This window comes from Streptomyces sp. NPDC006134, from assembly GCF_040628835.1.
Classification (GTDB): Bacteria; Actinomycetota; Actinomycetes; order Streptomycetales; family Streptomycetaceae; genus Streptomyces.
This window is the reverse complement of sequence record NZ_JBEXTV010000013.1, coordinates 107156-133023: the sequence shown is the minus strand read 5'-3', so window position 1 is coordinate 133023 and position 25868 is coordinate 107156. Positions and strand designations below refer to the sequence as shown.

General features: G+C 73.6%; 15 protein-coding genes. 5 read left to right on the top strand and 10 right to left on the bottom strand.

Going from position 1 to position 25868, the window contains the following annotated elements:
- Positions 1–134: 134 nt before the first annotated feature.
- The 4 genes from ABZ340_RS11425 to ABZ340_RS11410 all read left to right on the top strand — a co-directional run bounded on the left by ABZ340_RS11425 (position 135) and on the right by ABZ340_RS11410 (position 8601).
- A complete protein-coding gene (locus ABZ340_RS11425) occupies positions 135–650 on the top strand; it encodes a hypothetical protein (protein ID WP_358781525.1) in 516 nt (171 codons plus the stop codon).
- Between the two features lie 79 nt (positions 651–729).
- Positions 730–1404, top strand: a complete 675-nt coding sequence (locus ABZ340_RS11420; protein ID WP_358781524.1) for an HAD family hydrolase — start codon at positions 730–732, stop codon at positions 1402–1404.
- A gap of 525 nt (positions 1405–1929) precedes the next feature.
- On the top strand, positions 1930–6870 hold the full coding sequence (locus tag ABZ340_RS11415; protein WP_358781523.1) for an NAD-glutamate dehydrogenase: 4941 nt from the start codon (positions 1930–1932) through the stop codon (positions 6868–6870).
- 210 nt (positions 6871–7080) lie between these two features.
- A complete protein-coding gene (locus ABZ340_RS11410) occupies positions 7081–8601 on the top strand; it encodes a hypothetical protein (protein ID WP_358781544.1) in 1521 nt (506 codons plus the stop codon).
- Positions 8602–8670: 69 nt separating this feature from the next.
- Here the strand turns inward: ABZ340_RS11410 and ABZ340_RS11405 are convergent, their stop codons facing one another.
- The 4 genes from ABZ340_RS11405 to ABZ340_RS11390 form a co-directional block, all read right to left on the bottom strand.
- Positions 8671–10368 (bottom strand): glycosyltransferase family 2 protein, encoded by a 1698-nt coding sequence (locus tag ABZ340_RS11405; RefSeq protein WP_358781522.1) that lies wholly within the window; start codon positions 10366–10368, stop codon positions 8671–8673.
- On the bottom strand, positions 10365–12602 hold the full coding sequence (locus ABZ340_RS11400; protein WP_358781521.1) for a CDP-glycerol glycerophosphotransferase family protein: 2238 nt from the start codon (positions 12600–12602) through the stop codon (positions 10365–10367). The genes ABZ340_RS11405 and ABZ340_RS11400 overlap by 4 nt, the downstream gene beginning before the upstream one ends.
- A gap of 338 nt (positions 12603–12940) precedes the next feature.
- On the bottom strand, positions 12941–13744 hold the full coding sequence (locus tag ABZ340_RS11395) for an ABC transporter ATP-binding protein (RefSeq protein ID WP_358781520.1): 804 nt from the start codon (positions 13742–13744) through the stop codon (positions 12941–12943).
- Entirely contained in the window at positions 13737–14654 is a 918-nt protein-coding gene (locus ABZ340_RS11390) for an ABC transporter permease (RefSeq protein ID WP_358781519.1), read from the bottom strand. Before ABZ340_RS11390 ends, ABZ340_RS11395 begins: the two co-directional genes overlap by 8 nt.
- Positions 14655–14924: 270 nt before the next feature.
- On the opposite strand from ABZ340_RS11390, the gene ABZ340_RS11385 reads away from it, so the two are divergent.
- Positions 14925–15551 (top strand): TetR/AcrR family transcriptional regulator, encoded by a 627-nt coding sequence (locus ABZ340_RS11385; RefSeq protein ID WP_358781518.1) that lies wholly within the window; start codon positions 14925–14927, stop codon positions 15549–15551.
- Between the two features lie 157 nt (positions 15552–15708).
- Here the strand turns inward: ABZ340_RS11385 and ABZ340_RS11380 are convergent, their stop codons facing one another.
- The 6 genes from ABZ340_RS11380 to ABZ340_RS11355 form a co-directional block, all read right to left on the bottom strand.
- Entirely contained in the window at positions 15709–16689 is a 981-nt protein-coding gene (locus ABZ340_RS11380) for a TIGR03557 family F420-dependent LLM class oxidoreductase (protein ID WP_358781543.1), read from the bottom strand.
- Between the two features lie 49 nt (positions 16690–16738).
- Positions 16739–18421, bottom strand: coding sequence for a glycosyltransferase (locus ABZ340_RS11375; RefSeq protein ID WP_358781517.1), 1683 nt, complete (start codon positions 18419–18421; stop codon positions 16739–16741).
- A gap of 14 nt (positions 18422–18435) precedes the next feature.
- Positions 18436–19992: a hypothetical protein gene (locus tag ABZ340_RS11370; protein WP_358781516.1), complete on the bottom strand. Its 1557-nt coding sequence runs from the start codon at positions 19990–19992 to the stop codon at positions 18436–18438.
- Positions 19993–20111: 119 nt separating this feature from the next.
- Entirely contained in the window at positions 20112–21386 is a 1275-nt protein-coding gene (locus tag ABZ340_RS11365) for a hypothetical protein (protein ID WP_358781515.1), read from the bottom strand.
- Positions 21383–23605 carry a CDP-glycerol glycerophosphotransferase family protein gene (locus tag ABZ340_RS11360; protein WP_358781514.1) on the bottom strand — a complete coding sequence of 741 codons (2223 nt, stop codon included), beginning with the start codon at positions 23603–23605 and terminating at the stop codon, positions 21383–21385. The genes ABZ340_RS11365 and ABZ340_RS11360 overlap by 4 nt, the downstream gene beginning before the upstream one ends.
- 6 nt (positions 23606–23611) lie before the next feature.
- Positions 23612–25816: a bifunctional glycosyltransferase family 2 protein/CDP-glycerol:glycerophosphate glycerophosphotransferase gene (locus tag ABZ340_RS11355; protein WP_358781513.1), complete on the bottom strand. Its 2205-nt coding sequence runs from the start codon at positions 25814–25816 to the stop codon at positions 23612–23614.
- Positions 25817–25868 lie beyond the last annotated feature (52 nt).

The following is a 25868-nucleotide window of genomic DNA, read 5'->3' as shown; positions in this document are numbered from 1 at the left end:
CGCACGGCCGGACCGGGTGAATCCCGGGCCGGGGGTGGACGTCCCGGGCGTCACGGCCACGGACCCGAAAGGGGACACCCGCACGTATCCTGAAGTCCCTTGCAGCGGAGCCCCGACCACGAAAGCGGCCACTCATGCGCGTCTACGTCCCCCTGACCCTCCCCGGTCTCGCCGAGGCGTACAGGACGGGCGAGCTGGGGGCCGCGCCGCTCGTGGCGTACGCCGTCACGCCCGCCCTGCGCGAGTGGTACCTGTCCGACGACATCGAGGAACTGGAGTACGCGGCGCTGAGCCGCGCCGCGCTGGCCTCGCTGCGGCTGCTGGCGGCCGACCCCGGGGCGCCGCGGCGCCGCGTCGTGGTCGCCGTCGACGTGCCCGACAAGGCGGCGAGCGCCGACCCCGACCGGGGGCTCGACCCGGCCGCGCTCGGCGAGGTACGGGTCGTCGGCGCCGTACCCCTGGCGAAGGCCGCCTCGGTGCACGTCGACGCGGACGACGCGGAGGCCGACGTGGCCGCCGCCGCCGAGGCGCTGAAGGCGGCGGACGCCGGGGACGACGACGCACAGTTCGTCGTGGACGGTGCCGAGGACCACGAGCTGCTGTGGTACGCGACGCAGGAGATCCCGAACCTGGTGGGGAACGCGGGCTGACCCGTTCCGGCCCGCGGCCCGCGCCCCGGGCGACCTGGTGATCCCTTGACTGTCGGTGGCGGCGGGTACGTTGTCGGACATGGGGATGCAGACAGCCGCGCACATCGTGTGGGACTGGAACGGGACGCTGTTCCACGACAACGACGCGGTCATCGGGGCGACGAACGCGGCCTTCGCCGAGCTGGGCCTGGAGCCGATCACACTGGAGCAGTACCGGGCCATGTACTGCGTGCCGGTGCCGAAGTTCTACGAGCGGCTGCTGGGGCGGCTGCCCAGTGACGCCGAGTGGGAGGTCATGGACCGGGCCTTCCACCGGCACTACGCCGAGCACCGGGTGCGCTGCGGGCTGGCCGAGGGCGCGGCGGAGCTGCTCACGGCCTGGCGGTCGGCGGGGCGCAGCCAGTCGATCCTCAGCATGTACGGGCACGAGGAGCTGGTCCCGCTGGTGCGCGGATTCGGCATCGAGGCACACTTCATACGGGTCGACGGGCGGACCGGTCCCTCCGGCGGCAGCAAGGCCGAGCACATGGTGCGGCACCTGGCGGCCCTGGCCGGGGCGCACCGTGTGAACCCCGCGCGGACGGTGGTGATCGGGGACGCCGCCGACGACGCGGTGGCCGCCCGGCACGTGGGGGCGCGGGCCGTGCTGTACACCGGGGGCTCGCACAGCCGGGCCAGCCTGGAGTCGGTGGGGGTGCCGGTGGTGGACACGCTGCGGGAGGCGGTCGCGGAGGCGGAGCGGCTGGCGGCGTGACGTCCGGACAGTGTGACGCCTGGGTGGTGCGGCGTCCGGGCGGTGAGGGGCGTCACCGTCCGGACCCTCGCGAATACGCCGAACCGGCCCGCCGCGTCCCTGTGCAGAACGTCAAACTTCCCCCCTCTGTTTTGTACACATACGGCTCATGACGGGCCCCCCGCCAAGAGCGATAGCCTTGTGGCGTGATCAGCGCGATAGTCCGCGGGGGCACCGGCGCCCCTGCCCTGCGCCCGGTGAGCACGGTGAGCATCCGTGACCGGGCGGCACTCGCTGGTCTTCGCGGGCGGGACGGGGCACCGAGGGTCCCCCGGACGCCGAGCACTCCCCGGACGACGACGGCGCCGTGTGCGGTGTCCTCTCCGGCGAGCGTGTCGAAAATGGCTGATACGCCCCCGCTCATCTCACCTTGCGGCATAGCGTCTGAGCAGACCGGAAACCCCGGGTCGAGGCGTTACGCCGGAAGGCAGGAGACCGTACTTCCTTCTACGTCACGCAACGGCGCGCGACAGGAGCCAGAGGACAATGCAGACCAAGCTGGACGAAGCCAAGGCCGAGCTGCTCGAAAGGGCCGCCCGGGTAGCTGAGAACAGCCCGGTCGGGGGGCACCTACCGACTGGGACGACGAGCGAGGGCACCCCGGACACCCCGGACCGCGAATCCGTGCTCGCGTTCCTCCAGCGCTACTACCTGCACACCGCTCCGGAGGACCTCACCGACCGCGACCCGGTCGACGTCTTCGGAGCCGCCGTCTCGCACTACCGGCTGGCGGAGAACCGCCCGCAGGGCACCGCCAACGTGCGGGTCCACACCCCGACGGTGGAGGAGAACGGCTGGACCTGCAGCCACACCGTCGTGGAGGCGGTGACGGACGACATGCCGTTCCTCGTCGACTCCGTGACCAACGAGCTGACCCGGCAGGGACGCGGCATCCACGTCGTCGTCCACCCGCAGTTCGTGGTGCGGCGCGACGTCACCGGCAAGCTGATCGAGGTGCTCACCACCCCGCCCACCGGCGACCTCCCGCACGACGCGCACATCGAGTCCTGGATCCACGTCGAGATCGACCGCGAGACCGACCGCGCCGACCTGAAGCAGATCACCGCCGACCTGCTGCGCGTCCTGTCCGACGTCCGCGAGGCCGTCGAGGACTGGGGCAAGATGCGGGAGGCCGCGACGCGCCTGGCCGGCTCGCTGCCCGAGGAGCCCCTCCCCGGCGACCTGCCGGCGGCGGAGGTCGAGGAGGCCGCCGAGCTGCTGGACTGGCTGGCGGACGATCACTTCACGTTCCTGGGATACCGGGAGTACCAGCTGCGCGACGACGACTCCCTCGCCGCCGTCCCCGGCACCGGCCTCGGCATCCTGCGCGCCGACCCCCACCACGCCGGTGAGGACGACCACCCGGTCAGCTCCTCCTTCGAACGGCTCTCCGCCGACGCCCGCGCCAAGGCCCGCGAGCACCGGCTGCTGGTGCTGACCAAGGCCAACAGCCGCGCGACCGTGCACCGGCCGTCGTACCTGGACTACGTCGGCGTCAAGAAGTTCGACGAGAACGGCAACGTCGTCGGCGAGCGGCGCTTCCTCGGCCTGTTCTCCTCCGCCGCCTACACCGAGTCCGTCCGCCGCGTGCCCGTCATCCGGCGCAAGGTGCAGGAGGTGCTGGACCGGGCCGGTTTCTCGCCCAACAGCCACGACGGGCGGGACCTGCTCCAGATCCTGGAGACCTACCCGCGCGACGAGCTGTTCCAGACCCCGGCCGACGAGCTCCAGGCCATCGTCACCTCCGTGCTGTACCTCCAGGAGCGCCGCCGGCTGCGGCTCTACCTGCGCCAGGACGAGTACGGCCGCTACTACTCCGCCCTCGTCTACCTGCCCCGCGACCGCTACACCACCGGCGTGCGGCTGCGGATCATCGACATCCTGAAGGAGGAGCTCGGCGGCACCAGCGTCGACTTCACCGCCTGGAACACCGAGTCGATCCTGTCCCGGCTGCACTTCGTCGTCCGCGTTCCGCAGGGCACCGAGCTGCCCGAGCTGTCCGACGCCGACAAGGAGCGCATCGAGGCCCGCCTCGTCGAGGCCGCCCGCTCCTGGGCCGACGGGTTCGCCGAGGCGCTGAACGCCGAGTTCGGCGAGGAGCGCGCCGCCGAGCTGTCGCGCCGGTACGGCAACGCCTTCCCCGAGGGCTACAAGGCCGACCACAGCCCGCGCGCCGCGGTCGCCGACCTCGCCCACCTGGAGCAGCTCGACGAGGACCGGACGTTCGCGCTCAGCCTGTACGAGCCGGTGGGCGCCGCGCCCGAGGAACGCCGCTTCAAGATCTACCAGAAGGGCGGTTCGGTCTCCCTGTCCGCCGTGCTGCCGGTGCTCAGCCGGCTCGGCGTGGAGGTCACCGACGAGCGGCCCTACGAGCTGCGCTGCGCGGACCGCACGACGGCGTGGATCTACGACTTCGGCCTGCGCATGCCCAAGGCGGTCACCGGCAACGGCGACTACCTCGGCGACGACGCCCGCGAGCGGTTCCAGGACGCCTTCGCCGCCACCTGGACCGGCAAGGCGGAGAACGACGGCTTCAACGCCCTCGTCCTGAGCGCCGGGCTGACCTGGCGCCAGGCGATGGTGCTGCGCGCCTACGCCAAGTACCTGCGCCAGGCCGGTTCCACCTTCAGCCAGGACTACATGGAGGACACCCTCCGCAACAACGTCCACACCACCCGGCTGCTCGTCTCCCTGTTCGAGGCGCGGATGTCGCCGGAGCGGCAGCGCGCCGGACGGGAGATCGTCGACGCCCTGCTGGAGGAGCTGGACGCCGCCCTCGACCAGGTGGCGAGCCTGGACGAGGACCGCATCCTGCGGTCCTTCCTCACGGTCATCAAGGCGACGCTGCGCACCAACTTCTTCCAGGAGGCGGCGCCCGGCCGGCCGCACGACTACGTCTCCATGAAGTTCGACCCGCAGGCCATCCCCGACCTGCCGGCGCCCCGCCCGGCGTTCGAGATCTGGGTGTACTCGCCGCGCGTGGAGGGCGTGCACCTGCGCTTCGGCAAGGTCGCGCGCGGCGGCCTGCGCTGGTCCGACCGGCGCGAGGACTTCCGCACCGAGATCCTCGGCCTGGTCAAGGCGCAGATGGTGAAGAACACCGTCATCGTGCCGGTCGGCGCCAAGGGCGGCTTCGTCGCCAAGCAGCTCCCGGACCCGTCCGTGGACCGCGACGCCTGGATGGCGGAGGGCATCGCCAGCTACAAGACGTTCATCTCGGCGCTGCTCGACATCACCGACAACATGGTCGCCGGCGAGGTCGTGCCCCCGAAGGACGTCGTCCGCCACGACGAGGACGACACCTACCTCGTCGTCGCCGCCGACAAGGGCACCGCGACGTTCTCGGACATCGCCAACGAGGTCGCCGGGAAGTACGACTTCTGGCTGGGCGACGCCTTCGCCTCCGGCGGCTCCGCCGGCTACGACCACAAGGGCATGGGCATCACCGCCCGCGGTGCCTGGGAGTCCGTCAAGCGGCACTTCCGCGAGCTGGGCGTGGACACCCAGAGCCAGGACTTCACGGTCGTCGGCATCGGCGACATGTCCGGTGACGTGTTCGGCAACGGCATGCTGCTGTCCGAGCACATCCGCCTGGTCGCCGCCTTCGACCACCGGCACATCTTCATCGACCCGGCCCCGGACGCGGCCGTCTCCTACGCCGAGCGCCGCCGCCTGTTCGAGCTGCCCCGCTCCTCCTGGGCGGACTACAACACCGAGCTGCTGTCGGCGGGCGGCGGGATCTTCCCCCGTACGGCCAAGGCGATCCCGGTCAACGCGCACATCCGCGAGGCCCTGGGCATCGAGGAGAAGGTCTCCAAGATGACCCCGGCCGACCTGATGAAGGCGATCCTCAGGGCGCCGGTGGACCTGCTGTGGAACGGCGGCATCGGCACGTACGTCAAGGCGTCCGCCGAGTCCCACGGCGACGTCGGCGACAAGGCCAACGACGCCATCCGCGTCGACGGCGCCGACCTGCGGGTCAAGGTCGTCGGCGAGGGCGGCAACCTGGGCCTGACCCAGCTCGGCCGGATCGAGTTCGCGATGCACGGCGGCCGGGTCAACACCGACGCCATCGACAACAGCGCGGGCGTGGACACCTCCGACCACGAGGTGAACATCAAGATCCTGCTCAACGGGCTCGTGGCCGACGGCGACATGACCGTCAAGCAGCGCAACAAGCTGCTCGCCGAGATGACCGACGAGGTCGGCCGGCTGGTGCTGCGCAACAACTACGCGCAGAACACGGCGATCGCCAACGCGCTCGCCCAGTCCAAGGACATGCTCCACGCCCAGCAGCGCTTCATGCGGCACCTGGTGCGCGAGGGCCACCTGGACCGGGCCCTGGAGTTCCTGCCCACGGACCGCCAGATCCGCGAGCGGCTCAGCTCCGGACAGGGCCTGACCGGCCCGGAGACGGCCGTCCTGCTGGCCTACACGAAGATCACGGTCGCCGAGGAGCTGCTGCACACCTCGCTGCCCGACGACCCGTACCTGAAGGGCCTGCTGCACGCCTACTTCCCGGCCCCGCTGCGCGAGCGGTTCGGCGACCGGATCGACACCCACCCGCTGCGCCGCGAGATCACCACGACCGTGCTGGTCAACGACACGGTCAACACGGGCGGTACGACGTACCTGCACCGGCTGCGGGAGGAGACCGGCGCGTCCCTGGAGGAGATCGTCCGGGCGCAGACCGCGGCCCGCGCGATCTTCCGCGCCTACCCGGTGTGGGACGCGGTGGAGAGCCTGGACAACAAGGTCGAGGCGGAGGTCCAGACCCGGATCCGGCTGCACTCGCGCCGCCTGGTCGAGCGCGGCACGCGCTGGCTGCTCAACAACCGGCCGCAGCCGCTCCAGCTCGCCGAGACGGTCGACTTCTTCGCCGACCGCGTCGAGCAGGTCTGGCAGGAGCTGCCGAAGCTGCTGCGCGGCGCGGACCTGGAGTGGTACCAGCACATCTACGACGAGCTGACCGGCGCCGGCGTCCCGGACGAGCTGGCCACCCGCGTGGCCGGGTTCTCCTCCGCCTTCCCGACGCTCGACATCGTCTCGGTGGCCGACCGCATGGGCAAGGAACCGCTGGACGTCGCCGAGGTCTACTACGACCTCGCCGACCGGCTGACCATCACCCAGATGATGGACCGCATCAGCGCCCTGCCCCGCGCCGACCGCTGGCAGTCCATGGCCCGCGCGGCGATCCGCGAGGACCTGTACGCGGCCCACGCGGCGCTCACGGCCGACGTCCTGGCGGTGGGCAACGGCGGCTCGACGCCCGAGCAGCGCTTCAAGGTGTGGGAGCAGAAGAACGCGGCGATCCTCAGCCGGGCCCGCGCCACCCTGGAGGAGATCCAGAGCTCCGACACGTTCGACCTCGCCAACCTGTCGGTGGCGATGCGGACCATGCGGACGCTGCTGCGAACGCATTCGTAACGCCGTACCGACTCGTACGTACGCATCGATTCGCATGCACTGATTCGTACGCACTGATTCGTACGTGCCGACTCGTACATGCCGACTCGTACGGGGCTGAGGGCGCCCCGGGCCATCGCGGCCCGGGGCGCCCTGCCGTCGCGGCCACGGATCGGAGCTGTCCTGGCATATCCGGCGTTATCCCGATATGGCGGATAAAGTGACCGCGTGATGGGGCGTTCCGGCGCGACGCGCACCACGCTGCCGCGCGCGGCGGCCCTTCCCCGGGCGGCCGCCGCGCTCGTCTTCTGCCTCCTGCTGCTCCTGCTGCTTCTGCTGCTCTTGGTGATCGCGCGGCTGCCGTGGGCGGGTGACCTCGGCATGCACGCGGCGACCGTGGAACGGCTGCGGCACAGCCTCCGCGATCCCGGCAACCCGCTGGTCGACGCGGACACGCCGAGCCCCTACTACTCGCCCTGGACGCTGCTGCTCGGCGTCGTGGCCCGGATGAGCGGCTGGTCGGTCTTCGTCGTGCTGCGCCTCGGCGCGCTGGCCGGGCTCGGGCTGCTGGTGACGGGCGTGTGGCGGTACACGCGCACCCTCAGCGCCCACCGGGCCGCCCCCGCGCTCGCTCTGCTGAGCCTGCTGCTGCTCTGGGGCACGGCCCCGTTCGCCTGGAGCGGCTTCCTGGGGCTGCACTCGCTGGCGCTGACCGTGGCGTACCCGAGCGTGCTCGCCCTCGGGCTCGCCTTCCACCTCTGGGCCTGGCTCGCGCGGGCCCTGCGCGACGGCGAGCGGGCCGGGTGGGGGACGTGGCCCGGGCTCGGGGTGCTGTGGGCGGTGATCCTGCTGTGCCACCAGTTCTCCGGGATCGTCGCCTCGCTGGGCGCCCTCGCCGCCGTACTCGCCGCGCGGCCCTCGCGGGCGGTGGGAGTGAGGATCGGCGCCGGACTGCTGACGGGCGGGGCGGTCCTGTGGCTGTGGCCGTACTACGACTTCTTCGCGCTGTCCGGGGCCGGGGACGGGCTGGAGGCGGTGCACCGGCCGCTGTACTCCGGCCTGCCCGGCCGGTTCGGGCTGGTGCTGCTCGGGGTGGCCGCCCTCGTCCCGCGGTGGCGGCGGGACCGGCGCGACCCGCTCGTGCCGTTCTTCGCCCTCGGCCTGCTGGTGTTCGCGGCGGGCGGGCTGAGCAGCCACCACTCCTGGGGGCGCGCGCTGCCCGCCGCGCTGATCCCGGCGCAGCTCGCCGCCGCGCTGGAGGCGGTGGAGGCCGGCCGGCGCGCGGTGCGGGCCGGGTGGGCGTGCCTGCTCGCCGGGGCGCTGGCCGTCGGCGCGTGGGCGCAGGCGGGCACGCTCGGGTACGTCGTCGCGCGGGACGCGCTGCCGGGAGCGGTCGCGGCCAAGTACCGGCAGCCGTGGGCGGGGTACCACTGGATCACGCCGTGGGTGCGCTACGGGGACGTCGTCATGGCCCGCACCTTCCCGTCCCGGCAGATCCCCGCCTACGGGGCGTACACCGTGGCCCCCGGCTACCCCGACTTCTTCCTGCCGGACGAGGAGCGGCGGGCGGCGGCGGTGCGGCGGTACTTCGCGGCGGGCACGCCGGCCGGCGAGCGGCGGGAGATCGCGCGGGAGTACGGCGTGCGGTGGGTGGTGGACCGTGGGACGGCGCTGCGGGCGGCGCCCGGACTGCGGGAGGTGGCCCGGGGGCCGGGCGGGCAGGTGCTGTACGAGGTCGTCGGCGCCGGGTGAGGGTGCGCGGCGCAGCGACTCCGGCGGGGCGGGCGGCGCCGGGACTTCGGCGGGGGCGGCGCCGAGGGGTCAGCGCAGCACGCTGCGCACCAGCCGGACCACCCGCCTCACCCGCGGCCGCGCGAGGTGCCGTACCGCCGGCCGCAGGATCCGCGCCGCCGTCCCCGTCGGCTGCCACCGCACCTGGAGCCGGCCCGGGGCGTGTCCCTCCGGCTCGACGGTGACCCGGTGCGGGGCGGCGCCGGAGCGCTGGGCCACGCGGGTGGTGAACGACGGGAAGGCGGGCGGCGCCAGCAGGATGCCCGTGTGGCTTTGGCCCTGGTGGCGCAGGCGGAGCACGGGATGGCGTACGCCGCCGAACCCGTGCAGGGGGAGCCGGGCCGCCGCCAGGTCCAGGCGGACCCGGCCCTCGAAGACGCCGGGGCGGACCGGGGACAGCCGGAAGCCGGCCGCCAGCCGGTGCCGGCCGGGCGTCAGGAGCAGGGTCGCGCGCTGGGGGCCGACGGGGAGGCACAGCCCGGGGTCGTAGGTGCGGACGGTCAGGTCGAGCGAGGCGCCGGGCCCCCGGGTGAGCTCCGTGATCTCGTGCCGGAACCAGGCGGCGAAGAACGGGCGGGTGTCCGGCTCCAGGTCGGTGACGTCCAGTTCGCGGCGGGCCCGCTCGGTTTCGGGGACGTGGTCGCCCCAGTACGTCCGGCCGTCCGCGCCCGTCGTCACCCGCGGGGGCGCGACGTCGTGGCCCAGGCCGCGGGCGGCCGTCCGCGCGTCGGCCAGGCGGCGGTCGCGGACCAGCTCCACCACGACCCGCTCGGCGCGCGGCAGCCGGGCGTACGCCCCCTCGGACAGCGTGTCGAGGTAGGGGTTCACCGTGTCCGCGAAGGACGCCAGCCACGCCTCGTCGCGCAGTGGCAGGTCACCGGCGTACATCCGGAAGTCGTGCTTGAGGAACTTGTAGTCCTTGTCCTCGCGCAGCGACTCGTGCCCGCTCTCGGCCAGGAAGGCGTCGATGAGCCGCTGCACGTGGATCCGGTCGCGGACGTTGGCGATCTTGTGCCGCTGGTTGGAGATGGAGGCCGCGCCGGAGGCGGCGTACGGGGTCACGTACCAGCGGTAGACCGGCTCGGGGACGATGGTGAACGCCTTCGCCAGGCAGTACGCCTGTGCGGAGAAGAGCTGGTCCTCGTAGTGGATGCCCTCGGGGAAGCGCAGGCGGTGCCGGTCGAGGAAGGCGCGGGCGTACATCTTGCCGGTCGACAGGTGCTCGAAGAACAGGCGCGGGTCGGCCTCGATGCCCTCCAGGGTGCGGCGCTCGGCCACCAGGTGCGGCATCCACGTCGAGCGGCGCCCGGTGTCCGTCCGGACACGCTGCACCGCGCCCATCGCGAAGTCGATCTCCCGTTCGCGGTGGGCGGCGAGCAGTACCTCGACCGCGCGCTCGGGCAGCTCGTCGTCGCTGTCCAGGAACATCAGGTACGGCGCCCGCGCGATCTCCACGGCGCGGTTGCGGGGGGCGCTGCACCCGCCGCTGTTCTCCGCCAGGCGCAGGTACCGGATCCGGGGGTCGCGGGCGGCCAGGTCCCGCGCCACCCGCGGCGTCGCGTCCGTGGAGTGGTCGTCGCTGACGACGATCTCCAGGTTCGCGTGGGTCTGGCGGCGGACGGACTCCACGGCGCGGGGCAGCCGCTCGGCGTCGTTGTAGACGATGACGGTGACGGTGACGTCGGGGGCCGCCGGGCCGGGGGCCGCCGGAGAGGTGCCGGGGTTCACGAGACCTCCTCGGGGCGCGGCGCCGGGGTGCGCTCCTCCAGGGGGAGCACCGGCGGCAGCGTCTCCTCGTCCTGGCCGAGGAAGACGCGGCGCACGACGCGTTCGGCGGCGCGCCCGTCGTCGTACTCGCAGAACCGGCGGCGGAAGGCGGCCCGCGCCTTGGCCGCGGCCTCGTCGCGCCAGGCGTCCGTGGTGAGGATCTCCGCCAGGTCCTCCTGGGTGCGGGCGACCGGCCCCGGGGCGTCGGCCATGAGGTCGAAGTAGACGCCGCGGGTGGTGCGGTACGTCTCCCAGTCGTCGGCGTACACGACGATCGGCCGGTCCAGGTTGGCGTAGTCGAACATGATCGACGAGTAGTCCGTGACCAGGGCGTCGGCGGCCAGGCAGAGCTCCTCGACCGGGTCGTAGGAGGAGACGTCCACGATCCGGCCCGTGCGGCGCAGGCCGGTCAGGGGGGAGGGCGTGCCGCCGTAGAAGTAGTGGGCGCGCACCAGGAGAATCGTTTCTTCGCCGAGGTGGTCGGCGAGTGCGGCGAGGTCCAGGCGCGGGGTCCACCCGGCTTCGTAGTCGCGGTGGGTGGGCGCGTACAGGACGGCCCGGCGGCCCGGCGGGATGCCGAGGCGCTCGCGGACCGCGCGGACCTCGGCGGCGCCCGCCGTGTAGAAGACGTCGTTGCGCGGATAGCCGTGGTCGAGGGAGACGTAGCGGGCGGGGTAGGCCCGCTGCCACATGCGGGTGGTGTGGCTGTTGGCGGAGACGCTGTAGTCCCACTTGTCGACCCGCTCCAGCAGGGCGCGGAAGTCCAGGCCGCGGGCGGCGGCCGGGTACGGCATCTGGTCCAGGCCCATGCGCTTCAGAGGCGTGCCGTGGTGGGTCTGGAGGTGGACCGCGCCGGGGCGTTTGACCACCGCGTTCGGGAAGTTGACGTTGTTGACGAGGTACGTCGCCCGCGCCAGCACGTCCCAGTAGCGGGCGGTGCCGGGGACGACGTGGTCCGTGCCGGGCGGCAGCAGCGCCGCGTTGCCGGCGCTCACCACCCACACCGGGTGGATCCAGGGGGCGAGTTCGGCCAGTTTGGCGGCGATCGCGGCCGGGTTGCAGGCCACGCCCCGGTTCCAGTAGGCGGAGAACACCGCCAGGCGGGGGTCGAGCGGGCGGCCGAGCGCCCGGTGGTACTCCAGGTCGCGGAACCGGACGCCGGCCTGCCGCCTGCGCGTCCGCACGGTGGTCCGCACCGCGCGGCGGACGCGGTTGGCGGCCTGGAGGGCCCGGTAGCCGGTGTACGCGTCCTCCTCCAGCAGCGCCCGGCGGACCCCTTCGAGGCCGGCGGGGCGTTGGTGGCCGTCGGGGTGATGGCGCCGGGCCGCTATGGAGGCGCGGTGGAAGAACTCCCGTGCCGTCTCCTGGGACATCCCGGCGCGGACGAAGGTGCGCAGGCAGTCGCGGACCATGACGTCGTAGAGGACGGCGTGGACGGCCGGGCGGTCCCGGGTGAGGTCGAGCAGGCTCTCGTAGCGGTCGACGAGCGCGTAGCGCTGCCGGGGAGTGAGGGGCGGGAGACTCTCGGGGCGCAGCAGGCGGTCCTCGTAGGCGGGGTGGGGCAGACAGGCCAGTCGGCCGGCCAGCAGGAGGGCCGCGTACGCCGCGAACGGCTCGTCGTCGGTGGTGAGCCGTTCCTCGTGCCGGCGCCAGAAGTCCGCGCGCAGGACGCGGGTGCCCAGGAGCGGGGCCAGGCGCAGCAGGCGCGGCTGGTCGTCGAGGGTGGTGCCGGTGCGGCCCGCGCGGGCCAGCAGGGGGCCGTCCCGGGAGGGCAGGGCGGAGGTCTGCCAGGTGCTGCGGACGTGGTCCAGCAGCAGGACGTCGACGGCGTCGGGGAGCCCGGCGGCACGTTCGGCGACCAGGTGCGGGGCCCCGGCGGGCAGCCCGTCCTTGGCGTGCACGAAGTGCAGCCAGCGGCCCGTCGCCCGCGCGGCCCCCGCCGTCCGGGCCGCGGCGTCGCCCGTCCCCTCCGGCAGCGACAGCACCTGGAAGGCGGGGTTGTGACGTTCGGCCGTCTCCCGGGCCCAGTCTCCCACCGCCGCCACGATCACCTCGGTGTCCGGCAGGGGGTGTGCGGCCAGCGAGTCGAGGAGTCCGGTCAGGTGGTCCTGGAGGTTCGGACCGTGGACGACGAGACTCAGAGCGGGGGCGGGAACGGAAGAGGGGACGGGGGCGGTTACGGGAGTCTCGGGCATCGGGGGGCTCCTTCGCCTGTATCGCCTGCATCACCTGCATCGCCTGCATCACCGTCGGCGCTCCGGGCGCGCACCTCATTCGGTCATAGTGGCATCTATGGGGTGAAAACGGGGGATGTTGTTGCGCCTCGGGAGGGAAGGGAGCCCCGTCGCCGTGGAGGGCTGTCAGGGCGGTTGTGGAGGGTCGTCAAGGCGGTCGCGGAGGGACCTCCGTCAGGGCGGTTGTGGAGGACCCCCGTCAGGGCGGTTGTGGAGGACCCCCGTCAGGGCGGCCGTGGAGGACCGTCAGGGTGGTCGTGGAGGGGCGCCGCCGTGGAGGGCCGTGCCCGGGAGTGCGCTCAGGACTTCGGCCTGGAGGCGGTCCTGTCCGGGCCGCCCGTGAACGCCTCGTACTCCTCGAGCACCTCCTCCGTCGGCCCGTCCCTGCGCAGCTCGCCGCGCTCCAGCCACAGCACCCGGTCGCAGGTGTCGCGGATCGACTTGTTGCTGTGGCTGACCAGGAACACCGTGCCCGCCCGCTCGCGCAGCTCCCGGATGCGCTCCTCGGAACGTCTCTGGAAGGAGCGGTCACCGGTGGCCAGCGCCTCGTCGACGAGCAGCACGTCGTGGTCCTTGGCGGCGGCGATGGAGAAGCGGAGCCGGGCCGCCATGCCGGAGGAGTACGTCCGCATCGGCAGGGTGATGAAGTCGCCCTTGTCGTTGATGCCGGAGAAGTCGACGATCTCCTGGTAGCGCTCCTTGATCTGCTCGCGGGACATGCCCATCGCCAGCCCGCCGAGGTGGACGTTGCGCTCGCCGGTCAGGTCGTTCATCAGCGCGGCGTTCACGCCGAGCAGGGAGGGCTGGCCGTCGGTGTAGATGCGGCCGTTCTCCACCGGCAGCAGGCCCGCGACCGCCTTCAGCAGGGTCGACTTGCCGGAGCCGTTGGTGCCGATCAGGCCGATCGCCTCGCCCCGGTACGCGACGAAGGACACGTTCTTCACCGCGTGCACCCGGCGCGTGCCCGCCGCCTTCTCGGCCTGCTTGCGGCGCAGGATGCGGTTGAGGGCGGCGGTGGCCGAGCCGCGGCCGACGGCTGCCCCGTTGACGCGGTAGACGATGTCGACGCCGTCGGCGACGACGGTGGGGATCCGGTCAGCCACGGCCGTACCTCTCCTCGGCCTTCCAGAAGTAGACGAAGCCGCCGGCGCCGGCCAGCAGCGCCCAGCCCGTCGCGAGCGCCCACACGTGCGGCGGCAGCTGGCTCGCCTGGAACGTGTCGATCAGGGCGAAGCGCATCAGGTCGATGTAGACGGCGGCGGGGTTGAGCTGGAGGAGGGGGCCGACCCAGGACGGCAGACCGCTCTGGCCGCTGGTCATGTGGTCGATGCTCCACATCACGCCGGACGCGTACATCCAGGTGCGCAGCACGAACGGCATCAGCTGGGCGATGTCGGGAGTCTTGGCGCCCAGCCGGGCCACGGCCATCGACAGGCCCGCGTTGAACACGAACTGCAGGAACAGGGCCGGGACCGCCAGCAGCCAGGAAGGGGCGGGCGGCACGCCGAACGCGAGCAGGATCACGACCAGGGCGGCCATGGAGAACAGCAGCTGCTGGAGCTGCTGGAGACAGAAGGACAGCGGCAGCGAGGCCCGCGGGAAGTGCAGGGCGCGGACCAGTCCGAGATTGCCGGAGATCGCGCGGGTTCCGGCCATCACCGAGCTCTGCGTGAACGTCCAGAGGAACACGCCCGTGACGAGGAACGGCACGAAGTCCGGAACACCCTGCTTGGTCTGCAGCAGCACGCCGAAGATGAAGTAGTACACCGCCGCGTTCAGCAGGGGCGTCATCACCTGCCAGACCTGGCCCAGCTTCGCCTGGCTGTACTGCGCGGTGAGCTTGGCGGTGGCGAACGCGGTGATGAAGTGGCGGCGCGCCCACAGCTGCCGGACGTACTGCGGCAGGGAGGGGCGGGCGCCGCTGACCGAGAGGCCGTGGCGGGCGGCGAGCGCCGCGAGGTCTTCGGCAGGCGGTGCCGTGGTCGGGGGCGGTGTGTGGAGGACCTGGCTCACATCCGCTGCTTTCGTTCGGGGAGGGGTCGGCGGAAGCGGCGAACGGCGTTTTCCCGGGCGGTGCCTCGCGTTCACTTACGTCGGGACGGCACCGTATCGTCGCAACGTGAGCGTAGGTCGTGAAGACGTCGGAACGCAACCGTTCCGTCGTGACGTGCTCGTCTGCCCACCCCCGCGACGGGACGCGACCGTCTCGTCGTGACGCCCCCGTCCGCCCCCCCCCTGCGTCGCGACGGGGCCGTATCGTCGCGACGCTCTATGCTGGTCGGCATGACGACCAACGCCGACGAGCCCCAGCCGCGCCCGCGCCGCCGGGCCCCCGCGGGGGCGGCCGTGCTCCGTGAGGACGTGACGGAAGCCATCCGGGCCGCCGTCTTCGAGGAGCTCGCGGCCGTCGGCTACGCGCGCATGTCCATCGAGGGGATCGCGCGCCGGGCGGGTGTCGGCAAGACGGCGGTGTACCGGCGCTGGCGCTCCAAGCTGCATCTGGTGCTCGACATCGTCTCGGCGCTCGCCGTGCAGGGCCTGCCGGCCCCGGACACCGGCTCCCTGGAGATGGACCTGCGGCTGCTGTACGAGGTGACTTCCCGCGCTCTGCGCCACCCCGTGGCCTCGCAGATCATCCCCGACCTCCAGGCGGAGGCCGCCCGCAACCCGGAGATCGCCGAAGCCGTGCAGAAGGCGTTGCGCGAAGGGCAGGAGGGCGTCGCCAGCCAGATCCTGGTGGCGGCGGAGCAGCGCGGCGAGATCCGCTCCGGCTTCGACGAGGAGCTGGCCCTCGACCTGATCTCGGGCCCGCTCTACTGGCGCTCGGTGGTGATCCGCACCCGGAAGCTGCCCAAGGGCTACCTGGCGATGCTGGCGCGGGCGACGACGGGGGCGCTCAAGGCGTTGTGAGACGGCCGGGCAGCGAATAACCGGGTACCCGGCGCCCGGCCGGGCGGAGCGGACGGGCCCCGCCGGTCCGGCAGAGCCGCCGGTCCCGGCAGGGCCTCGCCCGGGAAGAGGCGGCCCCGCCGGGAAGTGGTGCCTCCGTCAGGAAGTGGTGCCTCCGTCAGGAAGAGGCGCCCTGCGGCCGCAGGGCGCGCAGCCTGGTGTCGAGTTCCCGCCGGTAGAAGTCGAGGAACCCGTCCGGGTCGGGGCCCGCGTTCTGCATGACCAGGTGGTCGAAACCGGCGTCGACGAACTGCTGCGTCACCTGGACGTAGCGCTCCGGGTCGGTGCCGCAGGCGAACTGGCCGAGGATGTCCTCCTCGCGGACGGTCGTGGTGGCGGCGTCGAAGTTGACGGGGTTGGGCAGCTCGCTCATCACCTTCCACCCCGTCACGGCCCACCGGTTCATCTCCAGGGCGGCGCGGGCCGCGGTGTGCTCGTCGGGCGCCCAGGCCATCGGGACCTCGGCGTAGAGGGGCCCGCCGCCGCCCGCTTCGCGGTAGCGGCTCACGATCTCCGGCTTGGGCTCGGTGGCGAAGAGGCCGTCCCCGAGCTCGGCGGCCAGCCGGGCGGCCACCGGGCCGCCGGCGGCGACGGCGATGAGCGGCGGCTCGTCGGGCAGGTCGAAGACGCGGGCGTCCTCCAGGCGCAGGTGCCTGCCCTCGTACGAGCGGTAGCCGCCGCGCCACAGCAGGCGGATGATCTCCAGTGCCTCGCGGAGCATCTCGTGGCGCGTGTGGACGGAGTCGGGGAAGCCCTTGCCGACGACGTGCTCGTTGAGCCTCTCGCCCGAACCGATGCCGAGCACGAAGCGGCCGTCCGACATCAGGGCCAGGGTCGCGGCGGCCTGCGCGATGATCGCGGGGTGGTAGCGCACGGTCGGGCAGGTCACCCCGGTGGCCAGTTGCACCCGGCTGGTCTTCGCCGCGATGCCGCCGAGCACCGACCAGGCGAAGGGCGAGTGCCCTTGATTGTCGAGCCAGGGGTGGAAGTGGTCGCTGATCTCGACGAAGTCGAAGCCCGCTTCCTCCGCCGCGACGGCCTGCCTGATCAGTTCGGTGGGCCCGAAAGCCTCCGCCGCCAGCTTGTAGCCGATCTTGATCTCCATGGGCAGAGGGGTACCCCGTGGCCTATGAGATGAAAAATTCCCATTACGCCGGTCGGCTTCGGCGCAGCAGGCGCCGGAGCCTGCGGCGTGCCACGGCCACGGCCCCACGCACCCCGGGCGCCACCCGCAGGGCCAGCGCGCCGGAGTGCGTGGCGTACGGCTGGACGAGCAGCACGCCGTGCCGGACGCTCGGCAGGGCGCGGCGGCGCAGCAGGCCGGCGCCCGTGAGCGCGTGCGCCGTGACCTCGCGGTGCGCGCCGTCGCGGAAACGCAGCCGCAGGAACAGGTCCCAGGTGCCCGCTCCCGGCGCCGCCAGCGCCGTGAGGTCCACGTCCGTCTCGGCCGACCAGACGGACTCCCCGGCCCCCTCGGCTCCCCCGGTCCTCTCCGGCGCCGGTCTGAAGGCCACCGTCCGGCACGGACCCGGCCGCCCGTCCTCCCGGCGCCGCCACGCCACCTCCACCGCCTCCGGACCGCCGGCCTCGGCCAGACGGCCGTACAGATCATGCAGCCGCAGCCGCAGCCGCAGCCGAGGCGGCAGCCCCCCGCGAGCGCCGCGTGCGTGGAGGCGCAGTTCCGCGTCGACGGCGAGCGGCAGGGACCCGACCGGGCGGGTCAGCAACGGCTCCAGGGCGACCTCGGGCAGGTCGGCCGACCAGACGGGCGTGCCGTCGGGGGCGCGGGCGTACGGGGGCGGCAGCCGGGCCGGACGGGACGCCAGCTCCCGCAGGCGGGGCAGGTCGCGCGGCTCGGGGGAGGCCAGGACGACCCATCCGACGAGGCGCCCCGGTGAGGCCGGGGCGCGTTCCCAGTCGGCCGCGTCGTACTCGGCGAGGTACGCCCGCGTGTGCTCCCACCACGCGCGCTGGTACTGCGCGTCGTGCAACCCCAGTTCGCGCACGTACATCCGCAGCTCGTGGTCGAGGAACTTGCCGCGCGTCGCCCGCGCGAGCTCCTTCTCCCCGGCGGCCAGCAGGATCGCGTGGGCCGTCCGGCACGCCCGCGTGCGTGCCCGCCAGTTGTCGACGCCGGCCCGGTCCAGGGAGATCGACAGCCGCTCGGCGGACCGGCGGACGTGCCAGACGTACACCCGGTCCGGGACGAGCACGATGCGCGGCGAGGCGGCCAGCACGCGCGCGGTGAAGACGACGTCCTCGTACGGGAAGCGGCCCTCGGGGAACCGGATGCCGTGCGCGCGCAGGAAGCCCATGGCGTAGAGCTTGTTGACGCACAGCGTGTCGCGGACCAGGCGCGGGCACAGCGCGGGGCGCTCGACGACGGCCCGCGCCGCGTAGAGCGGCGCCTGCCAGGGCACCTCGCGCCCCGAAGGCAGCTCACGGCGCACGCACAGCCCGCTCGCGACCTGCGCGCCCTCCGCGCACGCCGCCGCCAGCAGCGCCTCCACCGCACCGGGCGCGAGCACGTCGTCGCTGTCCAGGAACATCACGTACGGGGACGCCACCGCGTCCATCCCCGTGTTGCGCGGGGTGCCGCAGCCCCCGCTGTTGACCGGGCGCCGGATCACCCGGAGCCGGGGTTCCGTCGCCGCGAGCCGGGTGAGCAGCTCCGCGCTGCCGTCCGTCGAGCAGTCGTCGACGGCGATGACCTCACGGACGGCCGGGCCCTGCGCCAGCGCCGACCGCACGGCGTCCGCCACATGGCCCGCGTCGTCGTACCCGATGACGACGACGGTGACGGCGCTCTGAGGGCGGGGGGACGTGGACATGACGACCTGCCTTTCTACCCCCCGACCCGCGCCAGCACTTCCCCCGTCCGCCTGCTCCACGCCACCACCACCGCCTCCTCCGGCACCGGATGCCAGCGCGTCAGCAGCAGCCAGCGCACGCGGTAGCGGCGGACGACGGCGGCGCGCTCGGCGGGGGTGGAGTCGCGGGCGAGATAGGCGCGGACGTCGGCGGCCCGTCGCAGGCGCTCCCGTTCGTCCAGGGACGGGTCCGGCCAGGCGGGCGCGGCGAGGTTCGGTCCGTACCCGGCGATGGCGTGGACGGCGTAGTAGCCGTCGGTGATCACGACCTCGCCGGGCCGGATGTGCCGTGCCGCCCAGTCGTACGACGGCCAGCGCGGCGGCTGCGCGAAGCCGACCGGGTCGAGGGCGGACGGCACCACCGCGCCCGCCTGCACCGTGAGGAACCCGGCGCAGGCCCCCGCGGTCGCCGCCCAGCCCAGCAGGCGCCGGCGGCGGCCCCACGGCCGGGGCGCCGCCAGCTCCACGGCCAGGGCGAACTGCAAGGGCACCAGCGTGAGCCCGAGGATCCTGCCGTAGGTGTAGTGGCCGCTGAACCAGCCGTACGCCACCACCGCGCACTCCAGGGCGAACATCAGTACGAGCGGGTCCCGGAAGGAGCGCCGCCCGCGCAGCCACAGCGCCGGCAGCCCGAGCAGCGCCAGCCAGAACTGCCCGGGCAGGTTCAGGTAGAGCGTGCGGTGCATGGCGTCGACGCTGTCGTCCCCGGCCAGGGCCAGCACGTCGAAGTACGGCCAGGACACCGCGACCGCCAGGGCCGCCCCCGCCGCCAGCGCCCAGCGTCCGGCGACCGCGCCCCGCCACCCGCGCTGCCACCCGGCGACGAGGGCCAGGGCACCCAGCACCGCCGCCACCGACGTGATCGGGTGCACCAGCAGGATCACGCCGTACAGCGCGCCGAGCCCCGCGTACCCGGCGAGACCGGGCAGCCCGCTCGGCCCCACGTACCGCAGGCGCCCGGCGTCGCGCGTCCGCGACCCGGTCAGCGCCCAGGCCCAGAAGGTGAGCCCGATGGCGAACGCGGACGGATAGCCAAGGTTGCCCGTCATCGACATCAGCCCGAGGTAACCGCTCCACCAGGCCCGTTCGGTGCCCCACAGCAGCGTCATCGCCGCCAGCGCGAGCACCGGCGCCCAGGGCCGCGGCGTCAGCACCCGCACGAAACGGCCGATGCCGGTCAGCAGCACGAGCAGGTTCAGCGGCCCGGCGAGCCGCAGCACCGCCCACCCGTCGAGCCCCGTCAGCCGGGCGAACGCGCCCTGCGCGACCGCGTACGGCGAGTAGTACGCGCTGCCGGCGCCCGGCAGGTCGGCCATCGGGTGGCGCGGGCGGAGCAGGTCGGCCTTGAGGCGTTCGACGACCGCCGCGTGCTGGCCCGCGTCGCAGCACAGCGGCACCCGCCAGTACGCCAGCGTCATCACCAGCCAGAACAGGAAGCCGGCGGCCTGGTAGGGGGTGGGGCGCCAGATGCGGCCGCCGCGCAGCGCCGTGGCGCCGCGCACGGTCCGCCGGACGAGGACGCCGGCGCTCACCGGACTTTGGAGGGAGGGGACATCTCGGGCATTTGCCGTATGTTCCCGGTCGGGTCAACGGCTTGTCCTCACATCACCTCAACGAGTGAGCCGGGGGTGGCGGGCACCCCGCGGCCCGCTCAGCCCACCGGCTCCGTCCGGTCGGCGTGCCCCTGCGCCGGCACCGGCACCCGGGCCCGCACCACCGGCTCCAGCAGCAGCGGAATCCCCACCACCGGCAGCAGCCACGCCAGGACGATCAGCCGCTCGCCCCAGATGTTGATGTCCGGGTGCGCGGCCTGGGTGAGGAAGCCGGTGGCCGCCGCCGCGACCAGGAAGCCGCCGAACACCGGCCGCCGCAGCGCACCCCACACCCCCGCGCCCAGCGCCGCCACGAACAGCGGCTGCCACGCCTGCCGCCGCAGCCACTCCAGCCAGAAGTTGCCCTGCAACCGCCAGAACTCCGGCCAGGGGTCCGCCCGGTCGGGCCGGGCGAAGTGATCCGTGAGCAGGTCCTGGAGGCTGTCGGACTCCGACGGGTAGTGCAGCAGCCGCGCCAGCACCACCGTCCCGAGCGCCGCCGCCAGCCCGATCGCGCCGAGCGCCGGCACCTCCCGGCCTGGCGGCCGGCCGCGCCGCCACCGCCGTACGGCGATCAGCGCGCCCGCCGCCGCCAGGCACACCCCGAGGAACAGCGCCTGGGAGTGCTTGACGGCGAACAGCGCCGCCAGCGCACCGCCCACCAGGGCGAGCCCCGCCCGCTCCCGCCGCCCCCGCAGGACCAGCGCGCAGCCCCACAGCGCCGCCAGCGTCAGCGCCAGCAGCAGCCCCTCGGTCATCGGGCGCATCGCGGTCGTCCCGCACGGCAGCACGTAGTACAGCGCCTGCCCGGTCAGGGCGAGCGGCACCGGCACCGACAGGGTGCGCAGCACCAGGAAGGCGAGGACACCGCCCGCCGCCGCGACGACCACGCTCGCCGCCCACAGCCCCCACGTCACGCCGAACGCGGTGACGAACGGCACCAGGAACGCCGGGTAGCCGGGCCGCACCTCGAAGATCCGCATGAAGCGCTCCGGCATGAACGGCACGGTGTGCCCGCCGGTCTGCCCGGCCCGCAGCCGCTTCTCCACCGTCTTCCACTCGCGCGCGTGGCACGCCGAGGCGGTGCGCGCGGTGGGGTCGGGCCGGTGGAAGTGCACCACGTGCACGCTCTGCGCGCGGCGTGCCTGCGCCGCCTCGCCCGCGCAGACGTAGTCGATGACGGCCCCGGCGGTCTCCCGCTTGCCCTCGCCGCTCAGGCTCAGGGCGTACGCCAGGTAGTTCTTGGTGTCGGGGGTGTCCCGGCCGGTGACGTTCGCCAGCTGGACCACGGCGAACAGCGCGGCCAGGACCAGCACCCAGGTGCGCGGCCTCACGGCGAGGTCAGCGCGTCGCGGTCGGCGGCGGGCACCCGGCGGGCCCGGGGGACCCCCGTGGGCCCGGTCATCGGCTCGCCCAGCATCAGCGTCCGCACCACCCGCTCGGCGGCCCGCCCGTCGTCGTACTCGCAGAACCGGTCCCGGAAGGCGGACCGCAGCCGTGCCGCCTCCTCGTCCCGCCACGCCCCGGAGTCGAACAGCCACGCCAGCTCCCGGTAGGTGCGGGCGACATGGCCCGGCGCCTCGGCGGTGATGTCGAAGTAGGCGCCGCGGCTCGCCGCGTACGCGTCCCAGTCGTCGGCGTACACGACGATCGGCCGGTCCAGGTTGGCGTAGTCGAACATCAGGGCGGAGTAGTCGGTGAGCAGGACGTCGGAGGCGAGCATCACCTCCTCGACGTGCGGCTCGTCCGTCGCGTCGATCACGATGCCGCGCCGGTGCAGCTCCGCCAGGCCCAGGCCGCGCGCCGGGCCGGTGGCGAGGGAGGGGTGCAGGCGCACGACCAGGGTGTGGCCCTCGCCGAGGTCCCGTGCGAGGCGGGCCACGTCCAGCCGCTCGACCAGCCCGCCCCGGCGGTAGTCCCGCCGGGTCGGCGCGTACAGCACGACGGTGTGGCCGTCGGGGACGCCGAGCCGGGCGCGGACCTCCCGGCCCGCGTCCGGGTCCGCGCCGACCAGCACGTCGTTGCGGGGGCTGCCGGTGCGCAGGGAGGTGAAGTGGCAGGGGTAGGCCCGCTCCCACACCCGCTCCGAGTGCCGGTTGGCGACCAGGCTGTAGTCCCAGCGGTCGGCGCGGCGCAGCATCTGCGGCACGTCGACGCCGAGCCGGGCACCGGGCTTGTCCAGCAGGTCGGCGCCCATGTACTTCAGCGGGGTGCCCTGGTGGGTGTGGATGTGGACGCTGCCGGGCCGCTTGGCCAGCGTGCCGGGCCAGTTGACGTTGTTGACGAAGAACGTGGCCCGCTCGGTCACCCGCCGGTAGCGCGCGGTGCCGAGGACGACGTGCTCGACGCCGGGCGGGAGCAGAGCCGCCTGCTCCTCGTCCCGGACCACCCACACCCCGCGCAGGTGCGGGGCGATCTCCCGGGCCTTGTGGTAGACCGCCGCCGGGTCGCCGAGCACGCCCCGGTGCGAGAACGCCGAGTACACGGCGAGGTGCGGATCGAGGGGGCGGCGGGCGCCGAGCGCCGACCGGGCGCGGCCCAGCCGGGCACCCGCCGCCGCGCGCGCCCGCTGCGCCCGCCGCCCCAGCTCGCGCCGGGCCCGCCCCGACTGCCGCCACAGCACGTAACCGGCCCAGCCGCCCTCCAGCACCCGCAGCCCCTTGGGGACCGGGGCGCCCTCGGGCTTGTGCGCGCGGAACATCTCGGCGGTGCGGCGGAAGAACTCGGCCTTGTCGCGGGGCGGCAGCCGGTCCGGCTTGGCGAGGATGTCCAGGCAGTGCTCGCCCATCTTGGCGTGCAGGTACGGCCGCCACCGCGCCAGCTGCGGACGGGAGTCGACGTACGCGAACACGCGCGCGTACTGCTCGTGGATGTCGAAGTGCTTGCGGCTGGTGGTGGACAGGATGTTGCCCTGGCGGCGCTGCCGGTAGTTCAGGCAGATCCGGTCCAGCGTCGCGATCCGCCCGGCGGTGAGCATCACCGGGAACGTCCACGGCGTGTCCTCGTAGTAGCCCGGCGGGAAGGCGAAGCCCTCCCGCTCGACGAAGTCGCGCCGGTAGACCTTGTTCCACACCACCATCAGCAGGTCGAGGATCTGCGGGTACTCGGCGGCGGTGAACGTGCCCTCACCGGCCTCGGCGAGGAGGTGCGCGAGCACGTTGCGGCGGGTGCCGCCCCACCAGTAGGTGCGGGCGTAGTCGAAGACCAGCACGTCCGGGTCGCCGGTCTCCGCCAGCCGGTCGGCCATCGCGCGCAGGGCGCCCGGGGTGAGGGTGTCGTCGCTGTCCAGGAAGAAGAGGTAGTCGCCGGTGGCGTGCGGCATCCCGGCGTTGCGGGCGCGGCCGAGGCCGACGTTCTCCTCCAGATGCAGCACGCGCAGGCGGTCGTCGCGGGCCGCGTACGCGTCGAGGATGGCGCCGCAGCCGTCCGGCGAGCAGTCGTCCACGGCGATCACCTCGATGTCCCGGTAGGACTGGCCGAGGACCGAGTCGAGGCACTCGCGCAGGAAGCCCTGCACCTTGAAGCAGGGGAGGATGATGCTGAAGCGGGGCACTGCGGGTCAGCTCCTTACCAGGGTGGCGGCGGCGGGGGCCGGGACGCGCTCGGCGAGCGGGACGACGGGCGGGATCGCCTCCGGCGGCTCGCCGAGCAGCACCCGGCGCACGACGCGCTCGGCGGCCCGGCCGTCGTCGAACTCGCAGAACCGCTCCCGGAACGCGGCCCGCAGCGCCGCCGACCCGGCGCCCGCGTAGGAGCCGTCGGCGAAGATCCGCGCCAGCTCCTCGGGCGTGCGGGCCACCGGGCCGGGCGGCGCCGCCATCAGGTCGAAGTAGACGCCCCGGGTCTCGCGGTAGACGTCCCAGTCGTCGGCGTACACGACGATCGGCCGGTCCAGGTTGGCGTAGTCGAACATGATCGACGAGTAGTCGGTGACCAGCGCGTCGGCGGCCAGGCACACGTCCTCGGAGGAGCGGTGCGCGGTGACGTCGATGATCCGGCCGCCGCCGTTCCGGCCGCCCCGGTCGTAGAAGTAGTGGGCGCGCAGCAGGACGACGACGTCCTCGCCGGCCGCCTCGCAGAACGCCTCCAGGTCCAGGCCGCCGGAGCCGAAGCCGGTCCGGTAGTCGCGGTGGGTGGGCGCGTACAGGACCGCCGTCTTGCCCTCGGGGACGCCCAGTTCGCGGCGGACGCGGGCCACGTCGTCGGCGGTCGCCGTGTAGTAGACGTCGTTGCGCGGATAGCCGTACTCCAGCTGCTCGTAGGAGCCGGGGAAGGCGCGCTCCCACATCTGGGTGGAGTGGCGGTTGGAGGACAGGTTGTAGTCCCAGCGGTCCACCCGGCCCAGCAGCTTGGTGAAGCTGCCGCTGGCCGCCGCGACCACCGGGTACGGGGACTGGTCGACGCCCATCGTCTTCAGCGGTGTGCCGTGCTGGGTCTGCAGGTGCACGCTGCCGCGGCGCTTGACCACGCCCTCGGCGAAGTTGGCGTTGTTGACGAGGTACGTGGCGCGGGCCAGTACCCGCCAGTAGCGGCGGCTGCCGATCACCGCGTGGTCGACGCCGTCCGGCACGGTGTGCTCCTGGCCGGGCTCGACCAGGAACACCGCGCGCAGGTGCGGGGCGAGTTCGCGGGCCTTGGCGTGGATCGCGGCCGGGTTGCAGGCGTAACCGCGGCCCCAGTACGCGCAGTACACGGCGAGGTTCGGGTCGAGAGGGCGGCGCAGGTGCCACCGGTACAGCAGGCGGGTGCGCAGCCCGCGCGGGCGGGGCAGGGCCTGGAGCGTGCGCGTCGCCGCCCGGTTGGCGCCGCGCAGCGCGCGGAACGCCGCGTACGAACCGGAGGCCAGCAGCCGGTGCTGCACGCCCAGCCGCCCGGTCGGGGGGCGGAAACCGGCGGGGCGGTGGCGGCGGTGGAGCGCGCAGGCCCGGCGGAAGAAGGCGCGGCGGCCCTTCGGCAGGCGCCGCGGATGCGTGGCCGTCTTCAGGATCGCCGCGAAGAGGTGCTCGAACAGGAAGGTGAGGCGCGCGGTGGGCAGTCCCCGCTCGGCCACCCGCGTGAGCAGCAGGTCCGCCTGGTCGAGCAGGTCGGTGTGGTGCGGGCCCGGCAGGTTCAGCCGGTTGCCCTGACGCCGCACCAGATGCCGTACGACGACGGAGCGCAGGACGGCCATGCGCGTGGCGCACGCCGCGGCCAGGCCGCCGAAGCCGACGTCGGTGAAGTGCCCGTCGGGGAAGCGCAGGCCGTGCTCGGCGAGGAAGGCGCGGCGGTGGGCGGCGCTCCAGGCGGGCAGCTGCACGCCGGTCAGGTGCGGCGCGGCGTCGGGGGAGAAGGCCCCGCGCGGTGTCTTCGCCAGCAGCGGCGCGGCCGGGTTGGCGGGCTCGCCCTCCCACCAGGGCACGCGTTCGTGCTCGAAGTACAGCACGTCGACGTCGCCGGTCTCGGCCAGCCGCGCGTCCAGCGCCGCCAGCGCCCCCGGCGCGAGGACGTCGTCGCCGTCGAGGAACAGCAGATACGCGCCGGTCGCCGCCCGCATCCCGGCATTGCGCGCCCCGGCCAGACCGGCCGACGGAGGGGAGTGCACGGGCGCCACCCGCGAGTCCCGCTCGGCGAGGGCGGCGGCGACGTCCGCCGCCGCGCAGTCCGGCGCGTCGCAGACCGGGATCAGCTCGAAGTCGCCGAAGGACTGGGCGAGGACCGAGTCCAGCGCCTGGGACAGGCGGCCCGCGACTCCGTGGGACGGGACGATGATGCTGAAGCGGGGCATTCTGCTCTCTCTGTCGTCGTTCTTCACGAGCCGCCGCCTCAGCCGGCGCGGC